This window comes from Paraburkholderia solitsugae (assembly GCF_013177695.1).
GTDB lineage: Bacteria > Pseudomonadota > Gammaproteobacteria > Burkholderiales > Burkholderiaceae > Paraburkholderia > Paraburkholderia solitsugae.
Genome location: NZ_WOEY01000101.1, coordinates 137,658 through 162,843, shown reverse-complemented (window position 1 = coordinate 162,843; position 25,186 = coordinate 137,658). Strand labels below are relative to the sequence as shown.

At 60.6% G+C, this 25,186-nt stretch carries 26 protein-coding genes and 1 pseudogene; 6 read left to right on the top strand and 21 right to left on the bottom strand.

What is annotated here, in order from left to right; translation table 11 throughout:
• Positions 1-208: 208 nt before the first annotated feature.
• From GNZ12_RS26205 to GNZ12_RS26180, 6 genes are all read right to left on the bottom strand, one after another.
• Entirely contained in the window at positions 209-676 is a 468-nt protein-coding gene (locus GNZ12_RS26205) for a hypothetical protein (RefSeq protein WP_172315098.1), read from the bottom strand.
• Positions 677-1,049: 373 nt separating this feature from the next.
• Positions 1,050-2,036 carry a cytochrome d ubiquinol oxidase subunit II gene (cydB, locus tag GNZ12_RS26200; protein WP_172315097.1) on the bottom strand — a complete coding sequence of 329 codons (987 nt, stop codon included), beginning with the start codon at positions 2,034-2,036 and terminating at the stop codon, positions 1,050-1,052.
• Positions 2,037-2,052: 16 nt separating this feature from the next.
• Positions 2,053-3,444, bottom strand: a complete 1,392-nt coding sequence (locus tag GNZ12_RS26195) for a cytochrome ubiquinol oxidase subunit I (RefSeq protein ID WP_172315096.1) — start codon at positions 3,442-3,444, stop codon at positions 2,053-2,055.
• An 87-nt stretch (positions 3,445-3,531) separates the two neighbouring features.
• A complete protein-coding gene (gene alsS, locus GNZ12_RS26190) occupies positions 3,532-5,208 on the bottom strand; it encodes an acetolactate synthase AlsS (RefSeq protein WP_172315095.1) in 1,677 nt (558 codons plus the stop codon).
• 12 nt (positions 5,209-5,220) lie between these two features.
• A complete protein-coding gene (budA, locus tag GNZ12_RS26185) occupies positions 5,221-6,051 on the bottom strand; it encodes an acetolactate decarboxylase (RefSeq protein ID WP_172315094.1) in 831 nt (276 codons plus the stop codon).
• Positions 6,052-6,359: 308 nt separating this feature from the next.
• Positions 6,360-6,632 (bottom strand): hypothetical protein, encoded by a 273-nt coding sequence (locus GNZ12_RS26180; protein WP_172315093.1) that lies wholly within the window; start codon positions 6,630-6,632, stop codon positions 6,360-6,362.
• Here GNZ12_RS26180 and GNZ12_RS26175 point away from each other — a divergent pair.
• Positions 6,617-7,206: pseudogene (locus GNZ12_RS26175) on the top strand (FadR/GntR family transcriptional regulator); the annotation flags it as partial. The gene GNZ12_RS26180 and the pseudogene GNZ12_RS26175 sit on opposite strands and share 16 nt — an antisense overlap.
• 129 nt (positions 7,207-7,335) lie before the next feature.
• On the opposite strand, the gene GNZ12_RS26170 reads toward GNZ12_RS26175, so the two are convergent.
• The gene (locus GNZ12_RS26170; protein ID WP_172315092.1) at positions 7,336-7,782 is read right to left on the bottom strand and encodes a VOC family protein; all 447 of its coding nucleotides are present in this window, start codon (positions 7,780-7,782) and stop codon (positions 7,336-7,338) included.
• 118 nt (positions 7,783-7,900) lie between these two features.
• On the opposite strand from GNZ12_RS26170, the gene GNZ12_RS26165 reads away from it, so the two are divergent.
• Positions 7,901-8,461 carry a TetR/AcrR family transcriptional regulator gene (locus GNZ12_RS26165; RefSeq protein WP_172315091.1) on the top strand — a complete coding sequence of 187 codons (561 nt, stop codon included), beginning with the start codon at positions 7,901-7,903 and terminating at the stop codon, positions 8,459-8,461.
• Positions 8,462-8,683: 222 nt separating this feature from the next.
• On the opposite strand, the gene GNZ12_RS26160 is transcribed toward GNZ12_RS26165, so the two are convergent.
• Positions 8,684-9,028 (bottom strand): DoxX family protein, encoded by a 345-nt coding sequence (locus tag GNZ12_RS26160; RefSeq protein WP_172315090.1) that lies wholly within the window; start codon positions 9,026-9,028, stop codon positions 8,684-8,686.
• A 2-nt stretch (positions 9,029-9,030) separates the two neighbouring features.
• Entirely contained in the window at positions 9,031-9,954 is a 924-nt protein-coding gene (locus GNZ12_RS26155; protein ID WP_172315089.1) for an NAD-dependent epimerase/dehydratase family protein, read from the bottom strand.
• Positions 9,955-10,082: 128 nt separating this feature from the next.
• Between GNZ12_RS26155 and GNZ12_RS26150 the strand changes: the two genes are divergently transcribed.
• From GNZ12_RS26150 to GNZ12_RS26135, 4 genes are all read left to right on the top strand, one after another.
• Positions 10,083-10,688, top strand: coding sequence for a TetR/AcrR family transcriptional regulator (locus GNZ12_RS26150; protein ID WP_172315088.1), 606 nt, complete (start codon positions 10,083-10,085; stop codon positions 10,686-10,688).
• 418 nt (positions 10,689-11,106) lie between these two features.
• Positions 11,107-11,310, top strand: coding sequence for a DUF2964 family protein (locus GNZ12_RS26145; protein ID WP_172315087.1), 204 nt, complete (start codon positions 11,107-11,109; stop codon positions 11,308-11,310).
• A gap of 171 nt (positions 11,311-11,481) precedes the next feature.
• The gene (locus tag GNZ12_RS26140; protein WP_172315086.1) at positions 11,482-11,790 is read left to right on the top strand and encodes a hypothetical protein; all 309 of its coding nucleotides are present in this window, start codon (positions 11,482-11,484) and stop codon (positions 11,788-11,790) included.
• A 224-nt stretch (positions 11,791-12,014) separates the two neighbouring features.
• Entirely contained in the window at positions 12,015-13,679 is a 1,665-nt protein-coding gene (locus GNZ12_RS26135) for an alkaline phosphatase family protein (protein WP_172315085.1), read from the top strand.
• A gap of 115 nt (positions 13,680-13,794) precedes the next feature.
• On the opposite strand, the gene GNZ12_RS26130 is transcribed toward GNZ12_RS26135, so the two are convergent.
• The 12 genes from GNZ12_RS26130 to GNZ12_RS26075 all read right to left on the bottom strand — a co-directional run bounded on the left by GNZ12_RS26130 (position 13,795) and on the right by GNZ12_RS26075 (position 24,540).
• Entirely contained in the window at positions 13,795-14,850 is a 1,056-nt protein-coding gene (locus GNZ12_RS26130) for a pilus assembly protein TadG-related protein (protein WP_172315084.1), read from the bottom strand.
• Between the two features lie 49 nt (positions 14,851-14,899).
• On the bottom strand, positions 14,900-15,337 hold the full coding sequence (locus tag GNZ12_RS26125) for a TadE/TadG family type IV pilus assembly protein (protein ID WP_172315083.1): 438 nt from the start codon (positions 15,335-15,337) through the stop codon (positions 14,900-14,902).
• Complete coding sequence (locus tag GNZ12_RS26120) at positions 15,334-16,206, bottom strand: tetratricopeptide repeat protein (protein ID WP_407947731.1); 873 nt, start codon at positions 16,204-16,206, stop codon at positions 15,334-15,336. The genes GNZ12_RS26125 and GNZ12_RS26120 overlap by 4 nt, the downstream gene beginning before the upstream one ends.
• Before the next feature lie 22 nt (positions 16,207-16,228).
• Entirely contained in the window at positions 16,229-17,173 is a 945-nt protein-coding gene (locus GNZ12_RS26115) for a type II secretion system F family protein (protein ID WP_172315082.1), read from the bottom strand.
• Positions 17,173-18,156, bottom strand: a complete 984-nt coding sequence (locus GNZ12_RS26110; protein ID WP_172315081.1) for a type II secretion system F family protein — start codon at positions 18,154-18,156, stop codon at positions 17,173-17,175. Before GNZ12_RS26110 ends, GNZ12_RS26115 begins: the two co-directional genes overlap by 1 nt.
• A complete protein-coding gene (locus GNZ12_RS26105; protein ID WP_172315080.1) occupies positions 18,153-19,601 on the bottom strand; it encodes a CpaF family protein in 1,449 nt (482 codons plus the stop codon). Before GNZ12_RS26105 ends, GNZ12_RS26110 begins: the two co-directional genes overlap by 4 nt.
• Positions 19,601-20,824 (bottom strand): AAA family ATPase, encoded by a 1,224-nt coding sequence (locus GNZ12_RS26100; protein ID WP_172315079.1) that lies wholly within the window; start codon positions 20,822-20,824, stop codon positions 19,601-19,603. The genes GNZ12_RS26105 and GNZ12_RS26100 overlap by 1 nt, the downstream gene beginning before the upstream one ends.
• A 14-nt stretch (positions 20,825-20,838) precedes the next feature.
• Positions 20,839-21,255, bottom strand: coding sequence for a CpaD family pilus assembly lipoprotein (locus GNZ12_RS26095; protein ID WP_172315078.1), 417 nt, complete (start codon positions 21,253-21,255; stop codon positions 20,839-20,841).
• Positions 21,256-21,274: 19 nt separating this feature from the next.
• Complete coding sequence (locus GNZ12_RS26090; protein ID WP_172315077.1) at positions 21,275-22,681, bottom strand: type II and III secretion system protein family protein; 1,407 nt, start codon at positions 22,679-22,681, stop codon at positions 21,275-21,277.
• Between the two features lie 8 nt (positions 22,682-22,689).
• Complete coding sequence (cpaB, locus tag GNZ12_RS26085) at positions 22,690-23,691, bottom strand: Flp pilus assembly protein CpaB (protein WP_172315076.1); 1,002 nt, start codon at positions 23,689-23,691, stop codon at positions 22,690-22,692.
• Between the two features lie 15 nt (positions 23,692-23,706).
• Positions 23,707-24,270 (bottom strand): A24 family peptidase, encoded by a 564-nt coding sequence (locus tag GNZ12_RS26080; protein WP_172315075.1) that lies wholly within the window; start codon positions 24,268-24,270, stop codon positions 23,707-23,709.
• An 84-nt stretch (positions 24,271-24,354) separates the two neighbouring features.
• Positions 24,355-24,540 carry a Flp family type IVb pilin gene (locus GNZ12_RS26075; RefSeq protein WP_172315074.1) on the bottom strand — a complete coding sequence of 62 codons (186 nt, stop codon included), beginning with the start codon at positions 24,538-24,540 and terminating at the stop codon, positions 24,355-24,357.
• Positions 24,541-25,186: the final 646 nt, after the last annotated feature.

Below are 25,186 nucleotides of genomic sequence, written 5' to 3'. Positions count from 1 at the left end.
CTTGTGGAATGTATTGCTGCGAGCGCTTGAGGGCCTTTTACGATCTCTCGTTTGCGCCGAGAACGGCCAGCCGATTGTCGACGATCCAGGCATCTATGTCGACCGTCCGCTCCTGGCCGCACTGAGATGGACGAAAACCGTCTCAGTGCACGAGTCTCCGAAGGATCCGGACGCGCCGCCCTACCACTCGCCGGTTCTTCCCGATCGTCTAGTTTGGAGTGATAGCCGGTTGTTGCGCAGCGTCGGCTCTCAATGCCGCGGCGCTTTCCGATGACGGGTTTTTGCGCTGCGGTGCGCTAGCAGTCGCTATGGGTTCTCCCGCTCGCTGCAATACCTCTTCTGCAAGCAGGTTCGCTGCGTGGCGTGCCGTGATGCGGCTTTGCGGAACGCCCTTCGCATCGAGCGCAATCACCTTGTACAACTCGCGGTCGCATTCAAGTTCCTGCTGATATTGCTCCGCCGTATCCACCAGCAATTCCAGAAGCGTCTGACGACGCCGTCTTTCTTCAAGCGTGCTGGAAGGATTCCTACATATTGAAGATGCAAGTGTAATCAAAGTATCCAGTTGACCCAGGTGCCGGTCGCATAAATCGAATGCCGACAGGGCAAGCTTTTCATACTGGAGTGCGTCGACAGGCGGACGTGAAGCGGGTCGATTTTTGGTGGACTTGCTCATGGTGCGATCTCCCTGTTACTTCTCGGATCGCCCGACACTCGCTTGGGAAGGGGTGAGCGGGCACGAAGCGGGTTAGCAGACCGGGACACAAACAAACCGGCGAGCCTTGCGGCTCCCCACCACGGCCCGCCCATTGAAATATAGACGTGCAGAGGTAGACGCACGCCCGCCTGGGCGGGTGTGCGGTTTGCGTCACTGGCTGCTAAACCAGGTCACCGGGTGTTTCCCGACGACGTGGTAATTATAAAGCAGCCCACGTGGGTTGCCTTCAACTTTGTAGGCTAAATGTTTGGTTTGGCCGAAGGGATAAGGGGCAATAGGACAAGAACAGCTGGCGGTTAGGGGAACCTGGATCTGGTGAGCACGGCGTTCATCAGTAGTGCCCCGAAGTCAGGTCAACCTTCCCTTTGAACACGCTATAGCTGTAGACCGTATAGATCAGCATCAACGGGTAGACGAACAATCCCGCGCCCCAGAACATGAAGGTGAGGCTTGCATGCGGCCCCGCCGCCTGAGTGATCGAGAACGAGAACGGGACCATGTATGGCCAGAACGAAATCGCCAGCATTGCGTAAGCGCAGATGAACAGCAGCACGATCATGAGAAACGGCTGGTTGTCTCGACGCCGTCTGACGCCAGTCAGCGTGCCCGCGATTGCACATAGCGCGACCAACGGCACAAGAAAAAGAGTGGGACGATCGAGCCAGCGGTGCATGATCGCGAGGTCTTCATGAAGTGCATGAAGGAACAGCACGATCAGCAGAACGAGCACCACCCAAAGCAACGGCACAATCGCACGATAGGCGGCATCGCGCGCGTCCGCCTCGCACTTCTTGACGACCCAGCTCGCGGCAAGCAGGGCGTAGCCGGCGCATAACGCCACACCGCACAGTGCCGAGAAACCGCTGCACCACGTCATGACGTCGCCCGTAAAGCGGCCGTTGACGACCGGCAGCCCTTTGACCAGCGCGCCGACCATTGCGCCCTGCATGAACGCGGCGACGACCGAACCCACCACGAAGCCAACGTTCCAGATCGCCCGCGTACGGTGAGCCGTGCCGCGGAACTCGAAGGCGACGCCGCGAAAGATCAGACCGGCGAGCATCAGGACCACGGGCACGTAGAACGCGGAGACCAGCAACGAGTAGACCGGCGAGAAAGCACCCCACAACACGACGCCGGCCACGATCAGCCAGGTTTCGTTGCCGTCCCACAGCGGCGACACAGCGGCGAGCATATGACTGCGACGCGCTTCGTCACGGGTCAGGCCGAACAGCATGCCGACACCGAGGTCGAAACCGTCGAGCAGCACGTACAGCAACATGCTGACGGCGAGTATCAGCGACCAGTAGAGGATCATTTTCGCGTCTCCCAGATCATTTGACCGTCGTCGGCAGATCCGCCGCCACCGAAAGCGGACGATTCGGCAAAGCGGTAGGCGGCGTATGCGGCAGGTCCTCGGCGGGTCCGCCTTTGAGCAACTTATAGATGTAGTAGGTGCCGAAGGCGAAGATGAAGACGTAGGTCGCACAGAACACCAGCAGCGAACCCGCCGCCGCGCGTGGCGTCAGGAACGGCGTCACAGCGTCCGCAGTGCGCAGCAACCCGTAGACGGTCCAGGGTTGCCGCCCCACCTCGGCGGTGAACCAGCCGGTGAGGGTCGCAATGAACGGCAGCGGAAAACACAGGAATACCGTCCACAACAGCGCACGCCGCTTTAGCAAACGCTCCTTGAGCGACAGCAGCGTGCCACCCCAGGCGACCAGCAGCATGAGGAGGCCACACCCCACCATGATCCTGAAGGTGAAGAAAGGGATGGCGATCGGCGGACGCTCGCTGCGCGCGAAGTCAGTCAGCCCGACCTCCTTCGAATCGAGGCTCATCGATGCAATCACGCTGCCGAGCACAGGCACCGAGATCGCATAGTCGTTCTTTTCGTGTGCTGCATCGGGCCACGCAAGCAGAACTTCGGACGCGGGCTGTTCGTCATGCCAGCGTGCTTCGATGGTTGCGAACTTGATGGGCTGATAGCGGTGCACATAATCGCCGACCAGATGTCCGAACAGCAACTGGACCGGCAACAGGATCGCTGCGAGAAAAAGACCCATCCGCAACATCACGCGACCTTCCGCAAGACACGTTCCGCGCAGCCAGTACCACGCACCTGTCGCCGCGACACAGAACGCCCCAGTGACGTAAGCCGCCAGCAGCATATGAGGAAACCTCACCCAGACCACCGGACTGAAGATGATCTTCGCCCAGTCGTCCGGCACGTAGACGCCGTTCTGGATCGTGTACCCCACTGGATATTGCATCCAGCTGTTGTTCACCATGATCCAGAACGCCGAGAGCGTCGTGCCGAGCGCGACCATCGCCGCCGAGAAAAGATAGAGTCCCGGCTTCACCTTGTTCCTGCCGAACAGCAACACGCCGAAGAACGACGCCTCGAGCATGAAGGCGGTGAAGGTCTCATAGGACAGCAGCGGTCCCTGGATCGCCCCCGAAAGGCGTGACAGTTCGCTCCAGTTCGTGCCGAACTCGAAAGCCAGTACGATTCCGGAGACCACGCCCATACCGAAAGCGATCCCGAAGATCTTCAGCCAGAAGTCGAAGACGCGGCGGTAGACTGGTCGCCGGGTAATCAGATACAGCGCTTCCAGTACCGTCAGCCACGCCGCCAGACCGATGGTGAAAGACGGAAAGATGATGTGAAACGAAACCGTGAACGCGAACTGCAATCGCGACAGCATGAGCGCGGTGGTGTTCATACCGGTCCCCTAGCGACAGAGATTAGTTTGCGCAACCAAGACGAGTTGCTGAATGGGTTGTCGTGAATGGCATCTACACAGCGATCTTTAGTGGATGCTGTCTTCGTGCAGCATCTCAAACAGCTGGTGGTTGTCGCGGTAATCCACGTGAACACCGACGATCACAGGACCGGGCGTATCGAAAGCCTTCGTCATGACAGAGGCGATCTCGTCCGGCTTGTTGATCATGAGGCCCTTGGCTCCGAAGGCTTCCGCGTATTTGAGGTAATCCACAGGACCCAGGTCGGTTCCCGACGACCTTCCGTACTTCAGCTTCTCCTGCGTCGCCACCATGTCGTAGGATCCATCGATCCAAATCATGTGCACGATGTTCGTCTTGAGCCGAACAGCCGTCTCCAATTCCATCGCGGAGTAGAGGAACCCACCATCGCCTGAGATCGAGAGAACCTTCTCGTGGGGTCGGACGATCGAAGCGGCAATCGCCCATGGAAGTGCCACGCCTAATGTTTGTTGGCCGTTCGTTATCAGCACCTGTCGTGGCTTGAAGCTATACAGGTGGCGTGCGATCCACAGATGGAAAGAGCCCATATCCAGGCAAACCGTGATGTCGTCGCCAACGAACTGCTGCAACTCGTGAACGAGCCGAAGGGGATGAACAGGCGTGCCGTTACGGGCGGCAGCCTGCTTGGCGAGAAGCAGGCGTTCGCCCTGAATCAGCTCGAGAATGCTGGATGAGATCGCCGACTTCCTGGCGCGATCAATGAGCGACGTCAGCGCTTGCAAAGTCTGCGCAATGTCGCCGGTCAACTCGGCATAGGGGCGATAACAATTGTCAAGGTCGGCGGGAAGCACATCGATATGAACGATCTTTCGGTCTTTATCCTTATTCCATAGCTGCGGCCAGTACTCGACGGGATCGTAGCCAACCGTGATGACCAAGTCGGCGGATTCGAGCAATCGATCCGCTGGCTGATTGGCGAGTTGACCGACCCTGCCACCAAAGTTGCTGAACTGCATCGCTCCAACAGCACCGGCCGCCTGGAAGGTTCCGACCGCGGCAAGATTGCCTTTGCCGATGAACGCCTGCAAAGCTGCACTATTCGTGGGCTTGCTGGCCAACATGCCCAGCAATACCACGGGCGTTGACGCCGCGTTAATCAGCCGTGCAGCTTCTTTGATTGCCGCACTGTCGGCCAAACCCAGACCCGCAAATGCCGGGAACGGCAGGGGCGTATGTGCGCATGCATGGGTCATGACATCTTTGGGCAAGTTAACGTAAGCCGCACCAGGACGACTGGCTTCTGCAACCCTGAAGGCGTTGGCCATGACTTCGTTCACTTGCTCTGGCGCGCCGACCGTTGCGCTGAACTTCGTCACTGGCTTCAGTATGGAAACGGCGTCCATGGTCTGGTGAATCTGCTTGAGTGCCTCACCGGTGGCCACAGCGCCACCCAGGGCAACCACAGGATCTCCTTCGGAGTTGGCTGTCGCCAGGCCTGTAACAAGGTTGGAGGCGCCTGGACCGGAAGTGCCAATGGCAACGCCGGCTTTGCCTGTCATACGCCCAATACCACCGGCGATAAAAGCCGCGTTCTGCTCGTGTCGGCAAACGACCGTCTCGATCCTGGAGTCGACCAGTGCGTTAAAAACCGCATCGATCTTTGCACCCGGTACACCGAATACGTGGGTAACGCCTTGTGCTTCCAAGGCGCTAACCACCAGTTCAGCACCTATTTGCTGCGCATTTTTAATGGTCCCGTTCATCGTATCCACTCCTCAGTGGGCTTGTTCGGCGTAGGCGAGCTCCTCGGCAGTGTTCTTGCTGAGGTCGGCTTTAAGGAAGGCTTCCGATTCGGGAAGTGCCAAATGGAAATTCGTAAGAGCCTCGACTCGAAGGCGCAGCGGTCCTGCGCAGACATCCAGCAGATGTCCGCCGTGCTTACGATCCTTGGAGAGAAAATGAAAGTGATAACCGGCAACACTGAAAGCGCTTGAGAAACCGGGCGACCACAGGCCAACTAGCGTTCCCTCGATCGAATCGAAATGAAATTCGCTTTGGTCTTTCGCCGCATCGACCAGACGCGTGCCTGGTTGAGGCGGATTGACGGCGCGGGTGCGAACGTGTTGGAAGTGTCCGTCCAGGCGAATGGCATAGAAGATGTTGCCCGACTTGCGGTAGCCATCGCAGCAGGACTCCAGTTCCTTGAAGCTGGAGACCGGAACTGATTCTTCATCGATTTGCGGCGCAAGGCGGGTTACCACAGCGAAGGGTGCACCTGCATCCATGGCGGCCTCGGAAACGCGACCACTGCCCTGCACCTGGTATGCGTGCCCATCGAGTACAACCATTTCCCCATCCAGGTGAGCAAAAGTGCCGAGCCCAAAATCCCCGTGTTCGAGAATCGACTCAACGCTTACCTCTCCGTCGAATACTCCCGCCACCAGGGCTCCAGAGACTGAAACCTGGAACAGCGTGTGTACGGGTACGCCCAAGTACTGCGATAACGCGGCCGTGACGATCGACGAATAGGTTCTTTTTGTTCTCTGGCGTTCGTCATCCAGCGCGCGCTTGAGCGACGCTGGGACGGTAGCGGAAAAAGTTGCCATCTTCTTTCTCCAAGTTGTGACACTTGTGCGGAAGCCACCCACATCGTCAATGGCCTGCTCGAGCGTCAGGGTGGAACAATTTCGGCAGGCCGGCGATATTGAACTGCCTTCTGATGGGTTCCATCGTGGACCGTAAATCTGACATGCGGTATTGGATATTCATGTATCACGGCATGGCATTCTGTATTCACGTCATAGCATGCCGGCTTCACGTCATACGATTCCGCCTCTCCCTGAAAGCCACGCCATAAAAGGCTGCTGCGCATACAAAAACTATGCACGTATATTTAACCCGTCATGACGTGAAATTAACTTCGCACCCATTTGACCATCGGATCTTCCTTGACAAACTCAACGCTCTCCAGAATGCCGACGCGCTGCAGTTCATCGAGTGCTTCGCCCAAAGCTTCACGGAATTTGCGCATGGGTGATGCGTAGCCGCACCATTCTTTGAGCTTCGCGATGCTGATGTGGTGAACTCCCCGTTCGTGGCTCGCCGCATACGACTGCAACCACTTAGCCATATCGACACGGGCCGCGATCTGCTGACGCTTGCGCAGATCAACAGCATGAGCTGGCACGCAACACCGTCCGCGAGGCAATTCAGCGACTGGCCGCGCGTGGCCTCGTAACGAGCCGGCGCGGCGCGGGCGTGTTCGTCACGGACCAGTTGCGCGCTGGAATCGCTTCGCCATGGGGCAACTGGTCGCCGACCATCCGGCGTTGCGCAGCGATATCGTCGAATTTCGTCGCGTGCTGGAAGGCGCCACCGCATACTTCGCCGCTCTGCGCTCCAATGCGGACGATCGGAAGAGAATCCGTGCGCTCATGCGCGAACTTGAGCGCTGTCACCGCGTCGATGACAAGGTCGCTGAAGCAGAAGCGGATGCTCAGCTTCACGATGCCATCGCTCAGGCATCGCACAATGCAATGTTCCTCCATTTGCATGTCAGCGTGATTGCCATGCTGCGCGAACACATCACGATCAGCGGCACCGGCATGCGCGAGTACGGCGAAGACTCGTCCGAACTACTCCTGCTGCAGCATCGCACGGTGTGCGAGGCGATTTGCGCGCGCCGTCCTGAAGAAGCCCGCACCGCGATGCAGACGCATATCGACTTCGTTCGAAACTGGCTGGAGCGAACGGAAGGTTAGGCGAAAAGTGGTCCTACCAAAGCTGTAAAGCAAGCGTGCCATCGCGGTGACGCGCTTCGGCGAGAGCGAGCCAGGTGAAGAGAAATAAAGCGAAATGGGCGGATGCTGCGCGACTAACCAGCTGTAATATCAAACGGGCTTATCGCTGCAGTGGCTAGTATAGAAACTGATGCCATTGCCATCGGGATCCTGCATCGAGAAATAGTGGTGGCCGTATAGCTCGCCATCCGCGATAGCTGACGGTGAATATCCTTTACCGATCAGGCCGACCCTGTAGGATTCCAGATCCGCTTTTGTACGCCCCGCGATCATCAGGTCTATTTTTTCGCTGCTGAAATCAGGCCTCTGGCCATTCTGACTGTTCCGCAAAGCGCCAGCCTGATCATCACCCTTTTGGAACAGCAGCAAATGCGTGCCACCACGCATTTCGACGACCGCCATTCCCGGAAAGGCGCCGAATGCGCGCAGACCTAAACCAATATAAAAGCGATAGCTCGCCTCGACATCTTGCACTTTCATAACAAAGTGACCAAGGGTCACGGCAGGCAATAGATCTTCCTTTTCATGCTCGTTCATAACGTACCCCAAGGAGTCAGCTGAGAAACAATCTTGCGCCGCGAGCATCGCTGCGCTAATCTGACTGGCCAGTCGGAAATATTATCCGACTGGCCAGTCAGAAAAGCAAGGGGTAGTTGTGACGCGAAAAAAGGAAATCGACAAAGACAGGGTTTTAGATGCTGCCGAGGCCGTAATCCTCGAATCTGGTGGCCGAAATTTCACGCTCGATGCCGTCGCCGAGCGCGCGGGAATCAGCAAGGGCGGTCTCGTCTATAGCTTTGCAACTAAGGATGCATTGATACACGCGGCGCTAGAACGAGAAGTAGCCCGTTTTCAGGAGGCAGTACGTCGGCGACTGGGCAGTGGACCGACTGGGCCGGTCGAATTGGTCCTCGCGTATATCGAGGAAGCACTGGACGAGGACGACGCCACGACCCAAAAGGCGGCTTTTCTCGTAACCGCCTTGGTGCACGCCCCTGACATGCTGGAGCCGGTGCGACGCCATTACCGCGCTCTGCTCGATCCGCTTCGATCGGAATATGGCGAGGTTGCTGAAGTCCGTCACGCACTGCTCGCTGTTGAAGGTATCTTTCTGCTCCGAGGACTCGGGTTCGTAGAGGTTTCCCCCGACGAGCAGAAATCCGTCCTGCTCCACGCGCGCAATATCGTCCTTGCGGCGTTAGATAGACCTTCATAGCCGCCCATGAGGGCCCTTTCCCGTGGCACGTAAAGCGGTGATCTGCGGCAGGCGACCCGAAGCGCCCAGCCGTCGCTACAAAAGGCAGACACGTGACGCACGTGATCGAATTGGAGTTGCTCCAATGCCGCTATCCATGTGCGTATTTCAAGTACCTGCAGCACGGATTGCCTGCGCGGCCTGTTAGCGACCCGGGCTCACTCGCCTGGTGGCGAGCAAGCCTCAAGCGCGGAGCGCCACAGTAACCACAACGAGAGCCGAGAAGATCAGCGCCGGGGCGAGATGCCCTAACGGCTCCCGATTTCGTAGCAACGTGAAGAGCGCGGCGACCATGATCGCACCGGCCAGCGTTAGGCCAAAAACTCTGGTTTGTTGTCCGAAAAGAAGTGCCGCAGACAACAGCTCAAGAGCGCCACAGAGCAAACGAAACCATGCCGGGTAACCCCAGCGCGCGAAGTCGCGCTTCACCGCTCCGAGTCCTGTGAGATTGACCACCCCAGCAACCGCGAACAGAACCGCTACGACCATCGCGAGAATCGACTCGAAAGATGCACTGTTCCACGCCATAGTCATGCTCCGTTGATTTGCTGAAAGTGCTTTTGTACGGAGAGGTCCGCAATCAGGCCGGGGCCATGGGGCTTCCACGCAAGAACTCGCCGGGCATACTGGCCGCTTACTGTCTGGTCGAGCGCCAGTGCGTCAGCGAACGGTCCAAGCGATTTGCGAGCATCGTCGAGCGGCCAGGGTTCGACGCGATCGGCGCCGACCGAGGCCCGAATCGCTTCACCCATTTCGGCAACGGCAACGGCATCTTCCGCGACCACGTTGAAGATCTGACCCGCGACTCGACCGTCCCCACTTGCCGCCCGCTCCACCGCGCTCAGATAAGCCGTGGCGAGATCATCGACGTGAACGGCAGGCCAGTGGTTGCGACCATCGCCGACGATCCTCACACTGCCGGTCTGACGGACCATGCCGGCAAGCATGCCGAAGACGCCGCCGCCGTAGCCGTGCACCATCGCCGGCCTGAGGATCACTGCGGCAATCGAGCGGCGTGCTGCTAGCGCCAGCACCTGTTGCTCCACTGCGGGCCGCCAGGCGATGAGTGGTGTCGGGTTCAGCGCCGATGCTTCAGTCGCGGCCTCCCCCTCTGTATTGCCGTAGACCCAGGTGCCCGACGTATAGACAAACGCCACGCCCGGATGCAAATGCGACAGCATTGCTACAGCCGCGGCCTCATCTGCAGCACCGACGGAAGCATCGTTGGTCGACGCGGTGTGCACCACACCATCAGCGGCACCGGCAGTCGCAGCGAAAGACTGTGGCTCGCGCAGGTCGCCGGAATGCAGTGTCACACCGAGACGTGCCAGCGCGCTGGCGGCCGCCGAGCTGTCCTCGCGCACCAGCGCCGTCACCTGATGGCCGAGGCTGATTGCCTTGCGCGCGACCGCTTGCCCGATGAAGCCAGTACCGCCTGTAATGAACAGTTTCAAAGCGTTCTCCAATGATTGGCTGCGACGTTGAATAGCCATACAAACGAGACCAATCAGTCTCGTTTTGACAAATCTAAACGAGACTGCCCAGTCTTGTCAACTGCTCAACGATCTGTTATTTATCTCGCATGGACACTTCTTCTCTCCCCGGCCTGAGCCCGCTGCAATGCCGCAAGCGGTCTGCAATCCTCGACGGCGCGAAAACCGTTTTCTTACGCGGGAGTTTCGGTATGGCAACGATGGACGATGTCGCCTCGGCCGCCGGCGTCGGCAAACAGACGGTCTACCGCCACTTCAAGTCGAAGGAGGCGCTCTTCGTTGGTCTGGTGAGCGAGATGTGCGCTCAGGTGGGCGCGCTGCTTGCCAGAGCTCAGGGCGAGCAATCCGATGGCGCACCCGAAGTCGAATTGCACGAGTTGGGATGGGTGCTGGCACGAAGCCTTATTACGCCGGATAGTCTGGGGCTTTACCGGGCCATCGTTGCTGAGGCCGCGCGTTTTCCGGAACTCGGCCAGGTGTTTTACGAAAATGGTGCAAAGGTTGTGCGTGCCTTCGCCGCAAAAATTCTGCGAAGGCGATTTGACGAATCGACTGCTGCATTGCGGGCAGCGACATTCGTTCAGTTGGTGCTAGGCGACGCGCATCTGGAACTGACACTTGGCTACACGGTGCCCGATGTTGAAGCACGCTTTGCGCTGCAGATCGACGAGGCGGTAGCGGCTGCACTTCGCTAAGGAGCGCCGCATAAGATGTCGAGCCGCTGCATGCGGAACGCAACAGCGTGTAGCGCGGGAAGCGAGACACCGCGTGTCCGATTCCGAACGCAGTCGCGTACCGGTTTCCGTACGATCCAGGCGCGTTTCTAAACTGCTTCCCAGCCGCAGCCGAAGAACTACCTCCGGCCCGGACTACCCCGACGAAAAAATAGATTGGGTTCAGGCCGAGTATTCATTCCTCACGATTTTGAATGAGATCCCGCCAACCTGGCCGTCTAGTGGTTCAGAGGTAATCCTTCTAAGCTACCTTCGAAGGATTTGACCACTTCTTACATTGCCAACGCGCATACGCAATCACGGATTTCATGGGATGCGTTCGCGCCGCGTCCATTGGCGGCAGATGAGGCCGCGGCCAGCGCCGATTCGGGAAAACGTCATGGTGCGAACTGAGTTGAGAATCGTGCTCGCGACGCTTGCGACCTTCTCTGTGCTGGCGGGCGTGGCAGTCTGCATCCACGGATTGCTTTTCGACCAGATGCGTGCTTTCTGGTCGGGCATCGTGGTCATCGTGGCCGCGGTCGCTACGTTAGTCGTAATGTTGAACCTGTGCCCGAAGGACGTTTCGAAAGACGATCCGTAGCATTGCGAAGTGCAAGGCCTCGGGCCACCGCTACGAGCACGGACGCGTCGAAGGCCCGCCCAGGCATGGCAATGTTTGATAGCGGCTGGCAATGAAACGTATGCTCCCGCCTCATCTCCATGGCCAGTGAGGGAGGCCTGCAAGTATTGCATGCACATGGGAGAACTGGAGATGTCTGTTGACCTTGAACATCTGAGAGCACTGGCGGAAGCCCTGACCGGTGAGCCGGCCGATACGCTTCGGCAAGCTGCGAGGGAGATTGGACTGCTTCGCAGGCAGCTATTCGAGGCCCATGTCGGCAACGCGGACAGCGAACGCCTGAACTGGCTCAGTAGTCAGGTTCTTGACGATTACTGTCGTCCGACGCATCGCGCCTACTTCAAACTGCCACGCATCCTGGCGACGAAGAATGGTGCGATCGCCACGACGTTGAGGGAGGCCATCGATCTCGTTCGTCAACCCCGATGTCGTGACTTCTAGTCGAGTAGAGGTCAGTCCGTTTGGACGGGAGGTACTACTGTCTTTCGCCATGTCTTAAAAGCATTCCGCTGATACAAATTTTTACACTCTCTCAAACGCACGCCCCTTGAGCCTTCTGGCCCCCGTAGGAAGACAACCGAAAGCAACCCTTCACAGGACTTTCTCATTTCAATCCTTACCTCTCGTAGGGCACGATCGTTCCCAATCAACATACGAGGTGAAGAATGGACGAGATCAGGAAGTGGGTTGGAGTCGGTGCAATATTCAGCGCGAGCGTGCTGGCGTTCGCGAGCATGGCCGCGACAGCGCAAGATCATGATGGCGATCACCACCAGCAGTACAGGCACGTCTTGCTGATCAGTGTGGACGGGATGCATGAGGCCGACCTACTCAATTACATCAAGACACACCCGGGATCCACCTTCGCGAAGCTCGTCAAAGATGGCGTCGAGTACACCCATGCTTCGACCTCCAGGCCCTCGGACTCGTTTCCAGGGCTTCTGGCCTTTGCAACCGGCGGCAGCCCCCTTAGCCACGGCGTCTTCTATGACGATACCTATGACGCTACCCTATATCCCCCGGGCAGTAATTGCACCGGCACGCCCGGCACGGAAGTAAGCAACTTCGAAGCACTCGATTGGGATCTCACCAAGCTGGACGGCGGATCGCCGCCACCCGGCGCAACGTTCGATCCACGCAATCCTCACATCAATCCCGCGAACCTCGCGTTGCGCAAGACCGCCAACGGCTGCGAGCAGGTCTGGCCGCATCTATACATGAAGCACCATACGAACACGATCTTCGAGATCATCCATGAGGCCGGTCTGCGCACCGCATGGTCGGATAAGCACCCGGCCTACGAGATCGTCAACGGGCCGTCAGGGTTGGGACTGGACGAACTCTACGCCCCCGAGATCAACTCGACCTCCCTACAAGCGAATGGCTATCCGAACGCGCCTGCGACCGACGATTGGACCGCCGACCCGACCTATACCCGGACGTACGACGGCTTCAAGGTCAAGGTCGTCCTGAACTGGATCCACGGACTGGATCAGACCGGGACGAAGCAGGTCGGTGTGCCGGCGATCTTCGGCATGAACTTTCAGGCGGTCAGCGTCGGACAGAAGGTCACGGTGGCCATGGAAGGCACCACCACGACCCGTGGTGGCTATCGTGACGCAGCCGCGACCCCGACAGTGCCGTTGGAGCAATCGCTGGACTTTGTCGATGCCTCGCTGGGTCAGATGTACGATGCACTCAAAGCGGCCCATCTGCTTCAATCGACACTGTTCATCGTCGGCGCCAAGCATGGCCAGTCGCCGATCGACGTCACGAAGCTTCACATGCTTAGCGGTTCGAAAAACGCTTATGCGACCGCCGACGTGAGCGACCCCGCCACCCTGCTCACCAATGGCGGCGTAGCGGTCGCCCAGGAAACGGCCGACGACGTGTCGCTCTTATGGCTCAAAAACCACGGCGATACGGATCAGGCAGTATCGATCCTCAGCGCTGACCAGGGGAGCGTCAATTCCACCCGCATCCAGACGCTCTATGACGGCGCAACCTTGAAGTCGATCTGGGGCAATCCTGCGGAGGGCCGTGTTCCTGACATCATCATCCAGCCGATACATGGGACGATTTACAGCGGGAGCGCGGCAAAGCTCGCCGAGCACGGCGGCCTTACGGATGACGATACGAACACGCTGTTGGTGGTCTCCAATCCGAAGCTGGAAAAGAAGGAGGTCGATACGCCTGTGACCAACATGCAAGTGGCGCCGACCATCCTGAAGGCACTCGGCCTTGACCCACACAAGCTGGTGGCCGTTCAGCGTGAAGGTACCCAGGTCCTTCCCGGCCTCGAGACCAATGGGGACGACGGTTCGGAGTGACGGCAGCGAAAGCGCCGGCGGTCACTTCTAGCTTCAGACCGTCGGCGTGGCGTGTTCCTGAGGGGCTCGGCGACGAGAGGTGCACGGCACTCGCCCGTGCCTGCTTCGGCGTTGCTCAGAATGCGAGACGCGGCGCGTCATAGCCACCATAACTGCTCGTGCCAACTCCCGATCCTTGCGTCGGCATCGTATAGCCGCCGACAAAATGGCCCTGGATGTACTTGCTGCTGCCGCCATACGATCCGTCGATCTGAAAGGCAGCGAACGCGACGATCGGTACGTAGGTTTTGCTCGCGATCTGGGTGGCGACCGGCATGACGACGGTGACGCCCGTCGGTACACTCGAGTAAATCGTTGTCTTCATCCCAGGCTCGATGTAAATGCTGTCGCCGATCGACAGCGCCGTCGGATTCCCGTTCGCAATCAGATTGCGGATGGTAGGCACGTTGTTCGAGAGGGTCGTAAATGATGTCCAGTCACCTGCCTCGCAAGAGGAGCCATATAGCTGGCCATTTCCGATTTCGAATTCGTAGGCTTGGTTCGTGGACGGGTCGATTTTTGGCTGGTTGGTATTCGAGTTCCAGTATTGGTTGAATACGCACTGATCCATGACGACGGGAAAGAGGCCGCCGGCCGGAACGGAGGAAGGCGCTGTGATCACCGCGACAGCCGTCGCGCTCTCCGCCGTGGCCGGTGTTCCAAGCAGCGCGCCGAGCAGGAGCGCCACGAGGCCACCGTTGTCACTGGCGTCGCGCTTGATCGTGACCTGCACAGCGGGCTCCGGCAGCTGCCCGGCAGGCGCCGGCAGCGTGACCGCGCTCGGGGCCAGAATCGAGCCTGGCGATGCGGCCAGATTCCAGTACCCTGTCGTGACGGTGCCACTGGAAAGCTGTTTGCCATCCGAGGTATTTAGCGTAACGGCCGCCGTCGCCGCAGCGGCGGCGGCCGACCAGTTCGGTACGCTCGTGCCCGTCGACAGCGCCGAGGCTCCGGCCAAAGCCGCCGCGTCCGCGGCATTCTGCAATTCGTCGTGGGCACTAAAGACGCGCGGCATGTCGACTGCAAAAGCACCGAACATCAGCAGAAACGTCAGCGTGAAAAGAAACCACAATGTGATCGATCCGCGCTGGTGATCGGGCACGGGGTTCGCGGGCCGATGACGGCGAGTCATTCGATACGCGCGGGCGCTCACGAAGGATGCATCATGCTGGTCGACATTCTTATTCACAATACTTCACCGCGGCGGCTGTAATCGTGACCGGCCCTGCCAGCTCGCTCAGTGTCGAACCGAGAAGGAGTCCCCGATAGGTGTAGGTGACCGTAACCTGAAGCGTATTGCCGGTGCCGGTCGATGGGCAGCCTCCAGACGGCACGACGGTGACGGTCGGCGTCGTCGCCGTACCGCCAGTGATCAGGCTGTTCTGCGCATACGTAAGGGCAACGGTCTGGATCGAACTCGCACTGGCGCGGGGCACGCTCAGCACGACGCCCTGGCGCGTGGCTTCGCCGGCGGCATTCGTGATGACAGCCTTGTCGCAAAGCACCAGGCTGACATCGACGATGCCGAACATCACCATCAGCACGAACGGCAACATCAGCACGAACTCGAGCGCGGCGATGCCGCGCTCGTTAGCGGCGACGCGTGGGCGGCCTCTCATTTCGGCGCTCCGAGCGACGTCACGCCGACAGCGGGCACTGCTTGCGCCAGCCGCGCGCCGTCATCCGCTTGCGCCCTATACCGCTCGCGCAACTCACCGTAGAAACGCAGGTTATCCTCCACGGAGTCGCCCGGCATGGCGGCGCTCAGGATGCGTCTCGCTGCCTCGTTATTACCGAGCAGGCCGTAGGCCAGCGCGAGATTCTCGCGAGCCTGCAGTGGCGCATCGGGAAGACTCGCGATATCGAGTAGCACGTTCGCGCCGGCACGCGGGTTGCCGGACAGAATCAGCGACAGGCCGAGATCCGCCTTGAGTCCCTCTATCTCGGGATGGCGCCGCAAGGCCGTCCGATAGACCTCCTGCGCTTCAGCATGCTTGCCCTGCAGATCGAGCGCGGCGCCCAGACCTTCAGCGGCCATCGGATTGTCGGGGTTGGCTGCCACGAGTTCGCGGTAACGCGACACGGCATCATCGAGCCGGCGCTCGCGCAGTGCCACCCGTGCAAGCCCCAGATGAGCCCGCGGATCCGCGGGAGCGACAGCCAGGACACCTGCATAAAGGACACCGGCACGAGCGAGATCGCCGATCTGATACATCGCATCGCCAAGCCCGAGCTGAGCCGTGAGCGAGTGCGGATCGGCCTTCAGCATCTTTTCGAAGAGGGACACGGCGAGTTGCGCGTCACCGCCTTCGAGAGCGCTCTCGGCGATATGCTCGTCGGCCCGCGCGTCGGGTGCATGCGGCGTTGCGACGGGCTGCGCCGTTACATAGTGATTGCTGGCACAACCGGTCGCAAGCGCCAGAACGGCAACCGGTGTGCAGAGCGCTCGCAGCGCTCCAGGCAGTGACAAGGGACGGCGCATGGTCATTCCACCTCCAGGGGCGGGGGCATTAGTGATGACGAAACAGGACGACGAGTCGAATCACGGCAGGGCCCGCCGCAATGAGCGCGACGGTCGGCATGATAAACAGCATCATCGGGATCGTCATTTTCGGTGCGAGCTTCGCGGCCTTTTCTTCGAGCGCGATCATCTGCATGGTGCGCTCGGTGCGCGAAAGTGTGCGCAACGACTGAGTGATCGGTGTGCCGTACTTTTGAGACTGGACGAGCGTGGTGACGAGTGCCCGTATCGACGGTATGCCGGTGCGAGTGGCCAACGCGTGGAGCGCGTGCGCGCTGTCGCCGCCGATGCTGAGTTCGTCCGTCGTGACGGCAAGCTCGTCGGCGAGCTCAGGACAAATCGTCCGCAACTCGGTCGAGACGCGCTTGAGCGCAACGACGAGACTGTTGCCCGCATTCGTACAGATGACGAGCAGATCGAGCGCATCGGGCAGCGCGACTGCGATCGCCCTGCGGCGTCGCCGGATCATGAAGCCGAGCGCATACTCGGGCAGCATCATGCCGACGACGAAGGCGCCCGCCATCAGCAAGACACGAAACGCGAAGAACTGGCCGACTGCCGGCAGATGCCCGCCGAGTCCAATCGCGCCGAGTCCCAGACAGACACCGACAACGATTTTTGATCCTGACATGACGGCAACCGCGCGCCGGTCGCGAAAGCCCGCACTCACGAGGTGGGTTGCAAGCTTGGCGCGCTCTTCGGCCTGCACGACGGGTATGCGTTCACCGAGCGTCGCCACCCGTTTGGCGAGATCCCGCGGCATGCTCTTTGCGGCGACGGCAGCCGGCGTGTTTTCGGCCGCCGCGCGCGCCACGCTTTGCCGCGCGCGTTGGGCGATACGCGCGCGCTTGCTCGTGCTGCGCAAGACGAGCCAAAGCGTGACCATGATAAGCAGGACGAGCAGCGCGGCATTGCGCAAAAGATCGGCATTCATCATCGCGACGTATCGAGGTTCGAGATTTTATTGATCATCCAGAGCCCGATGGTCAACAGCACGGCCGCGAGCGTGAGTATCTTGTGCCCGGCGTGTGTGTGCGTGAGGGTATCCAGATAGGGCCGGTTCACAAGATAAAGAAATGCCATGAGCGTGAACGGGACCGCCGCAATCATCTTGCTGGCGAGCCTGCCTTCCGCCGTGAGTGCCTTGCTTTTTGCGCGAATGTCGCGCCGTGCACGCACGATTGCCGAAAGGTTCTCAAGTGTTTCGCCGAGATTGCCCCCCGTTTCACGCTGTAAGATCAGGCAGACCGAAAAAAAAGAAAAATCGGAAATCTGCAGACGCGCTGCCGCCTGTTGAAGCACGTCCTTCAGTTCGGCGCCGACGAGTAAGGCGTCGCCCATCGTGCGAAACGTTGCGCGGACCGGTTCCTCGCTTTCGACGCCCGCGGTGCTGATCGCCTGCACGACGGGAATCCCCGCCCGTACGGCGCGAATGACGAGGTCGAGCGTATCGGGAAAATCAGCGAGAAAACGCAGCCGAAAGCGTGCGACCATCCAGCGGTAGACCGCACGGCCGGCGATGCCCGCCACGCCGAGGGAAATCAGCAACCGCACGAGCGGAGTCATCGAAGCAAACGACGTTCCGATCAGTGAGGCGAAAAACGCTGCCGCGATAACGAGGCAGATTGCGCGCATGCCGCTGGAGCCGCCGACCGCGCGCACGCGCTCGTGCCATGCCGCGAACATGGCGAGCAGGACCGCCTGATCGCCGATGCGGCGCTTCGGATGCAGAAGCTGCTGCTCGCTGTTGTCGTGCTCGGGCTTACTCGGTCGACGCTCATCGCGCAGCGTGGCGACGCGTGCCCTGATGCGCGCGCTCGGGCGCTGTCTCGCGATCTCTCGAACCGCACGCACGGTGAGACCCGTGATGACGATTGCGAAAAAAGCACCGACGGCGACGACGTTCGCGGCATTCATGATTGGATCGCTTTGATCAGAGCCTCTTCGAGCCCATAGTAGGCGGCACGCTGCGCAAAGACAGGTCGCAGCGACGATCCTTCGAATACCCCGCGAACCTGTGCTTCGTAAGCGCTCGCACTGTAGCGGAATGTGAAGAGATTCTGCGTGATGACGACATCGCCTTCCATGCCCGCGATCTCAGTCACGTGCGTCACGCGCCGCACGCCATCGCGCATGCGCTCGATTTGCAGGATCAGGTGAACCGCACTTGTGATCTGCCGGCGGATCGACATCAGCGGCAGATTGCCATTCGCCATCATCACCATGCTCTCGATCCGGGTGATCGCATCCCTGGGGGTATTGGCGTGGACTGTCGTCATTGACCCGTCATGCCCCGTGTTCATCGCCTGCAGGACATCAAAGGCTTCCGTGCCGCGCGTTTCACCGAGGATGATGCGGTCAGGGCGCATCCGCAGCGCATTTCGCACGAGATCGCGCTGCGAGACGCCACCGAGCCCCTCGCTGTTCTCCGGCCGCGTCTCGAGGCTGACGACGTGCGGTTGCTGAAGCTGTAGCTCGGCCGCGTCCTCGATCGTCACGATGCGCTCGCCTTCGTCAATGAAGCGCGACAGTGCGTTGAGCAGCGTCGTCTTGCCGGACCCCGTGCCGCCTGAGATGACGATGTTGAGCCGGCATGCGGTAGCGATGCGCAACACATCGACCATGGCGGCGGAGAGGTTGCCCTGCTGCGACATGCGTCCGAGCGTGATGTTGCGCTTGGCGAACTTGCGAATCGAAATGGAGGCGCCGCGCAGGGCAATCGGCGGCAGCACGACGTTCACACGGCTGCCATCGGCAAGCCGTGCATCGACCATCGGACTGCTTTCATCGACCCGCCGCCCAACGGCCGTCGCGATACGCTGTGCGACGTTGATGACATGCGCGTTATCGCGGAACTTGAGCGCGGTGAGCTCGAGGCGTCCTCCGCGCTCGACGTAGACCTGGTCTGGCCCGTTCACCAGGATGTCGGTGACGCGTTCGTCGGCCAGCAGCGGCTCAATCGGGCCGATGCCGAACATATCGTTGAGGATCTCGTCGACGATGAACGTTTGCTCGGCCAGCGTCAGCGTCAGACGGTCGCGGACGATCGTTTCGGCCGCGATCTGCTCGATGCCCGCACGCACGTCACTGCGTGACATCATCAACGCGGCCGACATGTTCATCGACGAGAAGACAGCGGAGCGAATCGTCTTGAACGTATCCGAGCGGATCGGTGCGTCATGGCGGTCTGCGGCCGATAGGGCCGTCGTAGCGAGCAAGCTCGGCGACGGCGCATCCGTCCCCCTGCCGGGATCGGCGCTCGCCCCGGCAGTTTCCGAGCCGGTTGCCGTTTGCAAGGGTTGCAACTCGTCCGAACCGGCTGCGAACGCGTCGATTCCATGGGTAATCCGGCGGCCAAACATCAGCGAGCCCCCCGATTCGGCAGCAGCCGTCTATACCATGGTTGACGCGCCGCTACGGCCACCTCGCCGCCCGTGATTGCGTTGGCAAGCGTGACGATCTCCGCTGCAAACGGCGAACCTTGCGCATCTGCGAGCGGTTCTCCCAGGTTCTCAGCGAGCGCGAGCATCTGTGGCTCATAAGGGAGCGAACCGATCGACCCTCGCGCGAGCGCGGCGACGAAATCGGCCGAATTGACGCGGCCAGTTACGGACTGCCGCGATTCGTTGAGCAGCACCTGGACCGATGGGTCCGTATCGCGGCCTTCCGCGAAGCGGCATAAGCGCGCGGCTTCGCGCGTCGATTGCACTGAGTGGTCCGCCACCACATGGATCATTGCGCTCGCGTTAAATGCTTCGTCGACGAGGCCGCCTGCCCGCTCGGGCAAGTCGAGCAAGATGTAGTGGTAATTGCGCTTTAGCAGAGCGACGAGTTCCGTCAGCGCACCGGGGCGTAAAGCAAAGTCGTCGTTGAGCGGGAACTCGGACGCGAGTACGAAAAGACGGTCGCTCTGGGCGACGAGGGCTTGATTGATGAGTTGTTGATCGAGCCGATGCGGGTTTCGCAGCATTTCCATCAAGCCGTTGTTGCTTGCGACGCCGAGTATCGACGCAGCCGTGCCGCCGTAGGGATCGAGGTCGACATAGGCGATGCGTCGCCGTGTCTTGTCGGCCAGGTGGCGCGCGAGCGCTGTCGCAATCGTTGTGACACCGACGCCCCCGCGCGTGCCCACGAAGCTGAGTGCCTTACCCACGCGCGACGAGACATTGGGATCGGTTGAAGCGATCGCGCGTCGCAAGAGTTCGACGGTCAGCGGTTTGACGAGATAGTCCTGCACGCCGAGGTGCAACAGGCTACGAAAGAGCCCGACGTCGTTCCGCTCGCCGATGACGACGACGGAAACGGAAGGATCGACCGTCTCGGAAAGCCGCTGGAGGTCGGAGATCGGCATGGTCGAGTCCGAGACATCGACGATCAGGTAACTCGGCGATTCCTTCAACGCTGACATGATCGCGACCGCATCGTCGAGGGCGCCGCAAGCGACATGCGAGCTTGCGATGCCCTGGTCAACGACAAAGCTGTTGATGACCACCTCGCTTGCGGCATCGGAAATCACGGCAACGAGTTTCTCGGCGCCGGATGGGCGGCGGCCGCGTTTAAGAGCGTTCGATTCTAAGGCACCCATTTGTATCATCTCCGCTATTGGGAACCGGTCGACGATGGGGAAGACGACGAAGACGAGGCAGACTCCGATTTCAATTGTGCCGCGCGTCCTTCCTCGTAGCGCCGCACCGCACTCGCTGCGAGCGGTGCGTCGGCCCCCGCGTAGGGCACCGGTGCCACGAGATCGGCCGGCCGCGCGAGCATTGCAGCGAGATTCGAGTAAGTGGCGCAGCCGAACGCGACGCCGGGCCGGGCCGAGCCGGCGTCTACCATTTTGGAATGCTGATCGAGCGTCTCACACTGAGGCGGGATCGCGTGCCCGCCGTCGCCGGGCGCGAAGCCGATGACGGACGGATCCGGCATACCCAGCGGCGAATCCGACATGCACGACGTGAGACCGACGCATGCCGCGCTGGCGAGCACTGTTGCAATCGAGGCAAACCGTGCATTCATTGTGTTCCCCTTCCGAGATTCAATAGACGAAGCCCGCTGCGCCGACGAGACGCGGCGAATTGCCGGAAAGTGAGTCGACACCGAGCGAATGCTGGACGGCATACTCGATGTCGCTGCTTGGGCGCATGACGTCGTCGAGCGCGCCGTGCAATTGTCCGGGGCCGGTGGGCGCGACGATATACGGCGTGACGATCGCAACGAGCTCGGTTTTCTTGCTCTGGTAGTTCTTTGACGAAAAAAGCTTGCCGAGCACCGGTAGGCGGCTGAGTCCGGGCAACGCGGAGAGTACGTCGCTCGACGAGCTTTGCAGCAGCCCGCCGATAGCGAAGCTCTGCCCGCTAGAAAGTTCGACGGTGGTTTCCATGCGACGCACTGTCAGTGCCGGAACCACGATCGAGTTCAACGTAATGCTGTTGCTCGGGTCGATCTCGCTGACTTCAGGCCGCACAGTCAGGCTGATACGATTGTCGGCCAGCACGGTCGGGGTGAAGTTCAGTGACACGCCGTAAGGCTTGTATTCGATCGTGATGGTGCTCGTTGTACCGCTTTGAGGAACCGGGATGGGTAGTTCGCCGCCTGCGAGGAAGCTGGCCGATTGACCCGACATCGCCGTCAGGTTCGGCTCCGCGAGCAGGGTTATCAACCCCTCCTCGTCGAGTGCGTTGAGAACGGCTTCGATCGAGCTCGCGCCTGCGACGAACTGACCGATGATCGAAAAGGTGCTCGCCGTCGGCGTCGCCGTGCTGCCGTAGGCAAGCCCGCCCTTGAAGTTGCCGGAAGCGCCGAGCGCATTCCAGTTGATGCCGAGTTGTTGAGTGACGTCGCGGTCGACCTCGGTGATGCGTACGCGGAGCAGGACCTGGACCGAATGAGCGATCGTTAGCCTGTTCACCAACTGCTCCTTGCCGTGCAGGTAGGGCTGCATCGCTTGCACGACGGCATCCGCGTCGGCTGCGGTCGGCACCGCACCGCTCACCGTCAACGACCCGGGTGCGCTCGTGGCCCTGATGCCGAACCGAGGGAAGCTGCTGTCCAGGACGCGCTGGATCGAAGCGGTATCGGCCGAGACGCTGATCGTCTTGCGCAGAATTTCCTTGTTGTTGGCGCCGAGCGCAAAAAGCGTCGTCGTGCCCGCTTTCTTGCCAAGCACGTAGACAGAGCGCGGCGACGGCACCTGCACGTCGGCTACCTCGGGGTCCGCGACGAAGACGGCGACGGCCGGGGTCGGCAGCGTGATCATCGTGCCGCTGCCGGCTGGGACCGAGAGCACCTCAGCAGCCGGCCCCGCCCACGCGAGGCCGGCACCCGGGCCGGCAAGCACGGCGAGGCAAAGCAGTGTCGCGATAAGGGAATAAACGGCACAGCGGTGACTCGTGAAGCTGCCGGCGCAGCGTGAAAAGCGTAGGGCGCGTGTGAGGCTGGCCATGATGGGTCCTAGGATCCTGCGGCTGGTGTGCCAGTTGCGTCTGCAGCGGATGTCCGTGCTGCATGCGGCATGCCGGAGGGCAGCGGCGGTAGGCCCGGCGTATCTGTGGATGTCGAGCCTGCCGCCGGCGTGCCTGCCTGCTCGACGCTGGCGCCGCGGTAGATGGTCACGTGCGGAGCAGGCACGGACGTTCTGCGCGGGGCGTCGGAGGCCAACTCGCGCAGCCCGCGGGAAACGTCGCCGGCCCACACCGGCGGCGTCGGTGCATGCGTCACGTCTTCGAGGTCTGAGGCGTGTCTGTCGCGCGTGGCAAAACTGCGCAGCGCGAGCGACAGCGTGCCGAGATGCGCGGCGACCGTGATGGCCTGGGCGCTCATCGGTGTGACTTCGAATGTCGCAGTGCGCACACTCAGGCTCGGAGCAGCCGCATCTTCCTTAGGACGCCGGAACGCCGAGCCAACGGCGAGCACGCGCACACGCTCGGCCACCGTCTCGGACTCGACAGCGCGAGCCGGCGCGACGTTGACGCCGCCGTCAGCGCGAATCTGCTGCGTAAGCAGCACGTCGACATAGTCGCCCGGCTGAATCAGTCCTGCGTTGCCAGATACATCGTCGACGGCGACTGAGATTGCGCGCATGCCGGGTTTGAGCGCGGCGGCCAAAAATCCGGGGGAACTCGGCAGGATCACGTCGGCTGTGCCGAGCGGCGTGCCCGCGCGCACGGCATGGCGCAGGAGATCGCCCTTCAGATCCTGATCGGTGCCGGCTTCCCCCGCGACTTCCAGGAGCGTGCTCGCCGGAGCCTGGCTGCGCGGCATCGTTTTCCAGACGAGGTCCGAATCGCGCAAGAGAAGCCCGTCCGGGAGGTCGTCGGCCGCGGCACGCACACGCACCGTCGGCGGAGGTGCCGCCGCCGACGGGCCGGACGAGGCGACGAAGAGCGCACGGATGACGAATGCGCCAATCGTGGCGATGATGAAGAGCGCAGCAAGCTTGATGATGTTTTGCATGGCGGCGCGTTTTCTTCAGACAAGACGCGCAAGAGCAGGAAGCGCGAATTCAGCGTGATGGCTCACAGCAGGTCCGAGCAGGCCAAAGGCAGGGTGATTGCCGAAGGTCGGCTGCAGTAGGACCGCGATGATGCCCCCAAGGGCGAGTGCGACGCCATACGGCACGCCGCGCGACAGCGCAATCCAGTCGAGGCGTCTTACCCCTGCTGCCAACACAGGGATGCGCGTCATGGTAGCCGCCGTAAGTACCGTAAGCGCTACGAACAATCCGCAGAGGGACACAATGACGAAAACTGTCCAGGATTCAGGACCCGCCCAAAGAAAGACTGCTGCAGCAAGCTTGACGTCGCCGCCGCCGAGCCAGCCGAAACGGAAAATCAACCCAGCCAGTGTCAGTGACAAAGCACCCGCGACCGCATGCGCTGCCAGCGAGGCAATGGTGCATTGGGTCAGGGCCGCGTCGACGAAGTAAAGTGCGGCAAAAGCGGCGACAGTGGCATTTGGCAAACGCCGGGTGCGCAGATCAAAAAGGGCCAGCATCGTCAGCATCATGCATGCCGCTGCTTTGATTACGTCCATGTGTGTCACCGTTTGCCGAATGCGCCGAAAAGATGCAGCCGCGCGACTCGCGCGTACGCGTTTCGCGCGGCACGGCCGCGTGCATTAACCAACCTGGGCTTTGATCGTGGCCATCAGGGTAGTAAACAGGGCTGGAAGGCCACCGGTGGTGCTGCTTAGCACGGCGCCGGCTGCGACCACCGCAGCGACGACGATGCCCGCGAGAACCGCATATTCCAGCGCACTGACGCCGCGCTCGTCGCGCGACAGGGATCGAATGAAACGCAGCATGGAAGACTCCTGAAAGGGTGACCGTTATGACCGATTTGCCGTTTGGCTACAAAAGAGGAATAACTAATTCCTCAGGATTACTATCGGCAATTGGCCAGGAAACTTGACCCCGACAAGTGAGAGGGAGGCATGGGGTCGGTATCCGTGAAGAGCATCTTATTGCGGGCTGCAACGGTACGATCCCCCGAGAAGTGACCTAAATCAGCTTCAGTTTGCGGGTTCACTCGACCTGCAACCTTGCAACGGCATCAGACAGAGCCGGTTGCCCGATGCAGGGCGGTTCGCAGCGAAAACCGCTGCACCGACCGCGCGAGTGGCGAATTCAGAGTCGTTCGTTGCATAGCCATGCTTACGCTTTAGTTCGAACTCCTGCCTGAGACGATCTGGGGCAACAATTGTCTGATGAATGATAGGTTCACATGGATCCGAATCGGGGCGTGTGCTTCTAAAGTTTGTATCGCCGCTGTCGTTAAAGTTGCATGAACATTGAGTTACCACTTATTCCAGACGCGCTTCTCCTGGAGTTCAGCGCTGTCATTGCGACACTGGAAGTGATTCGCAAGGTGACAGGTCTCGGCCCAATCACGGGGAGGTCCAGTGAATGGAGCGAGGAAGTGGCGAAGGTTCTGGCGATGTTTGACGCCGG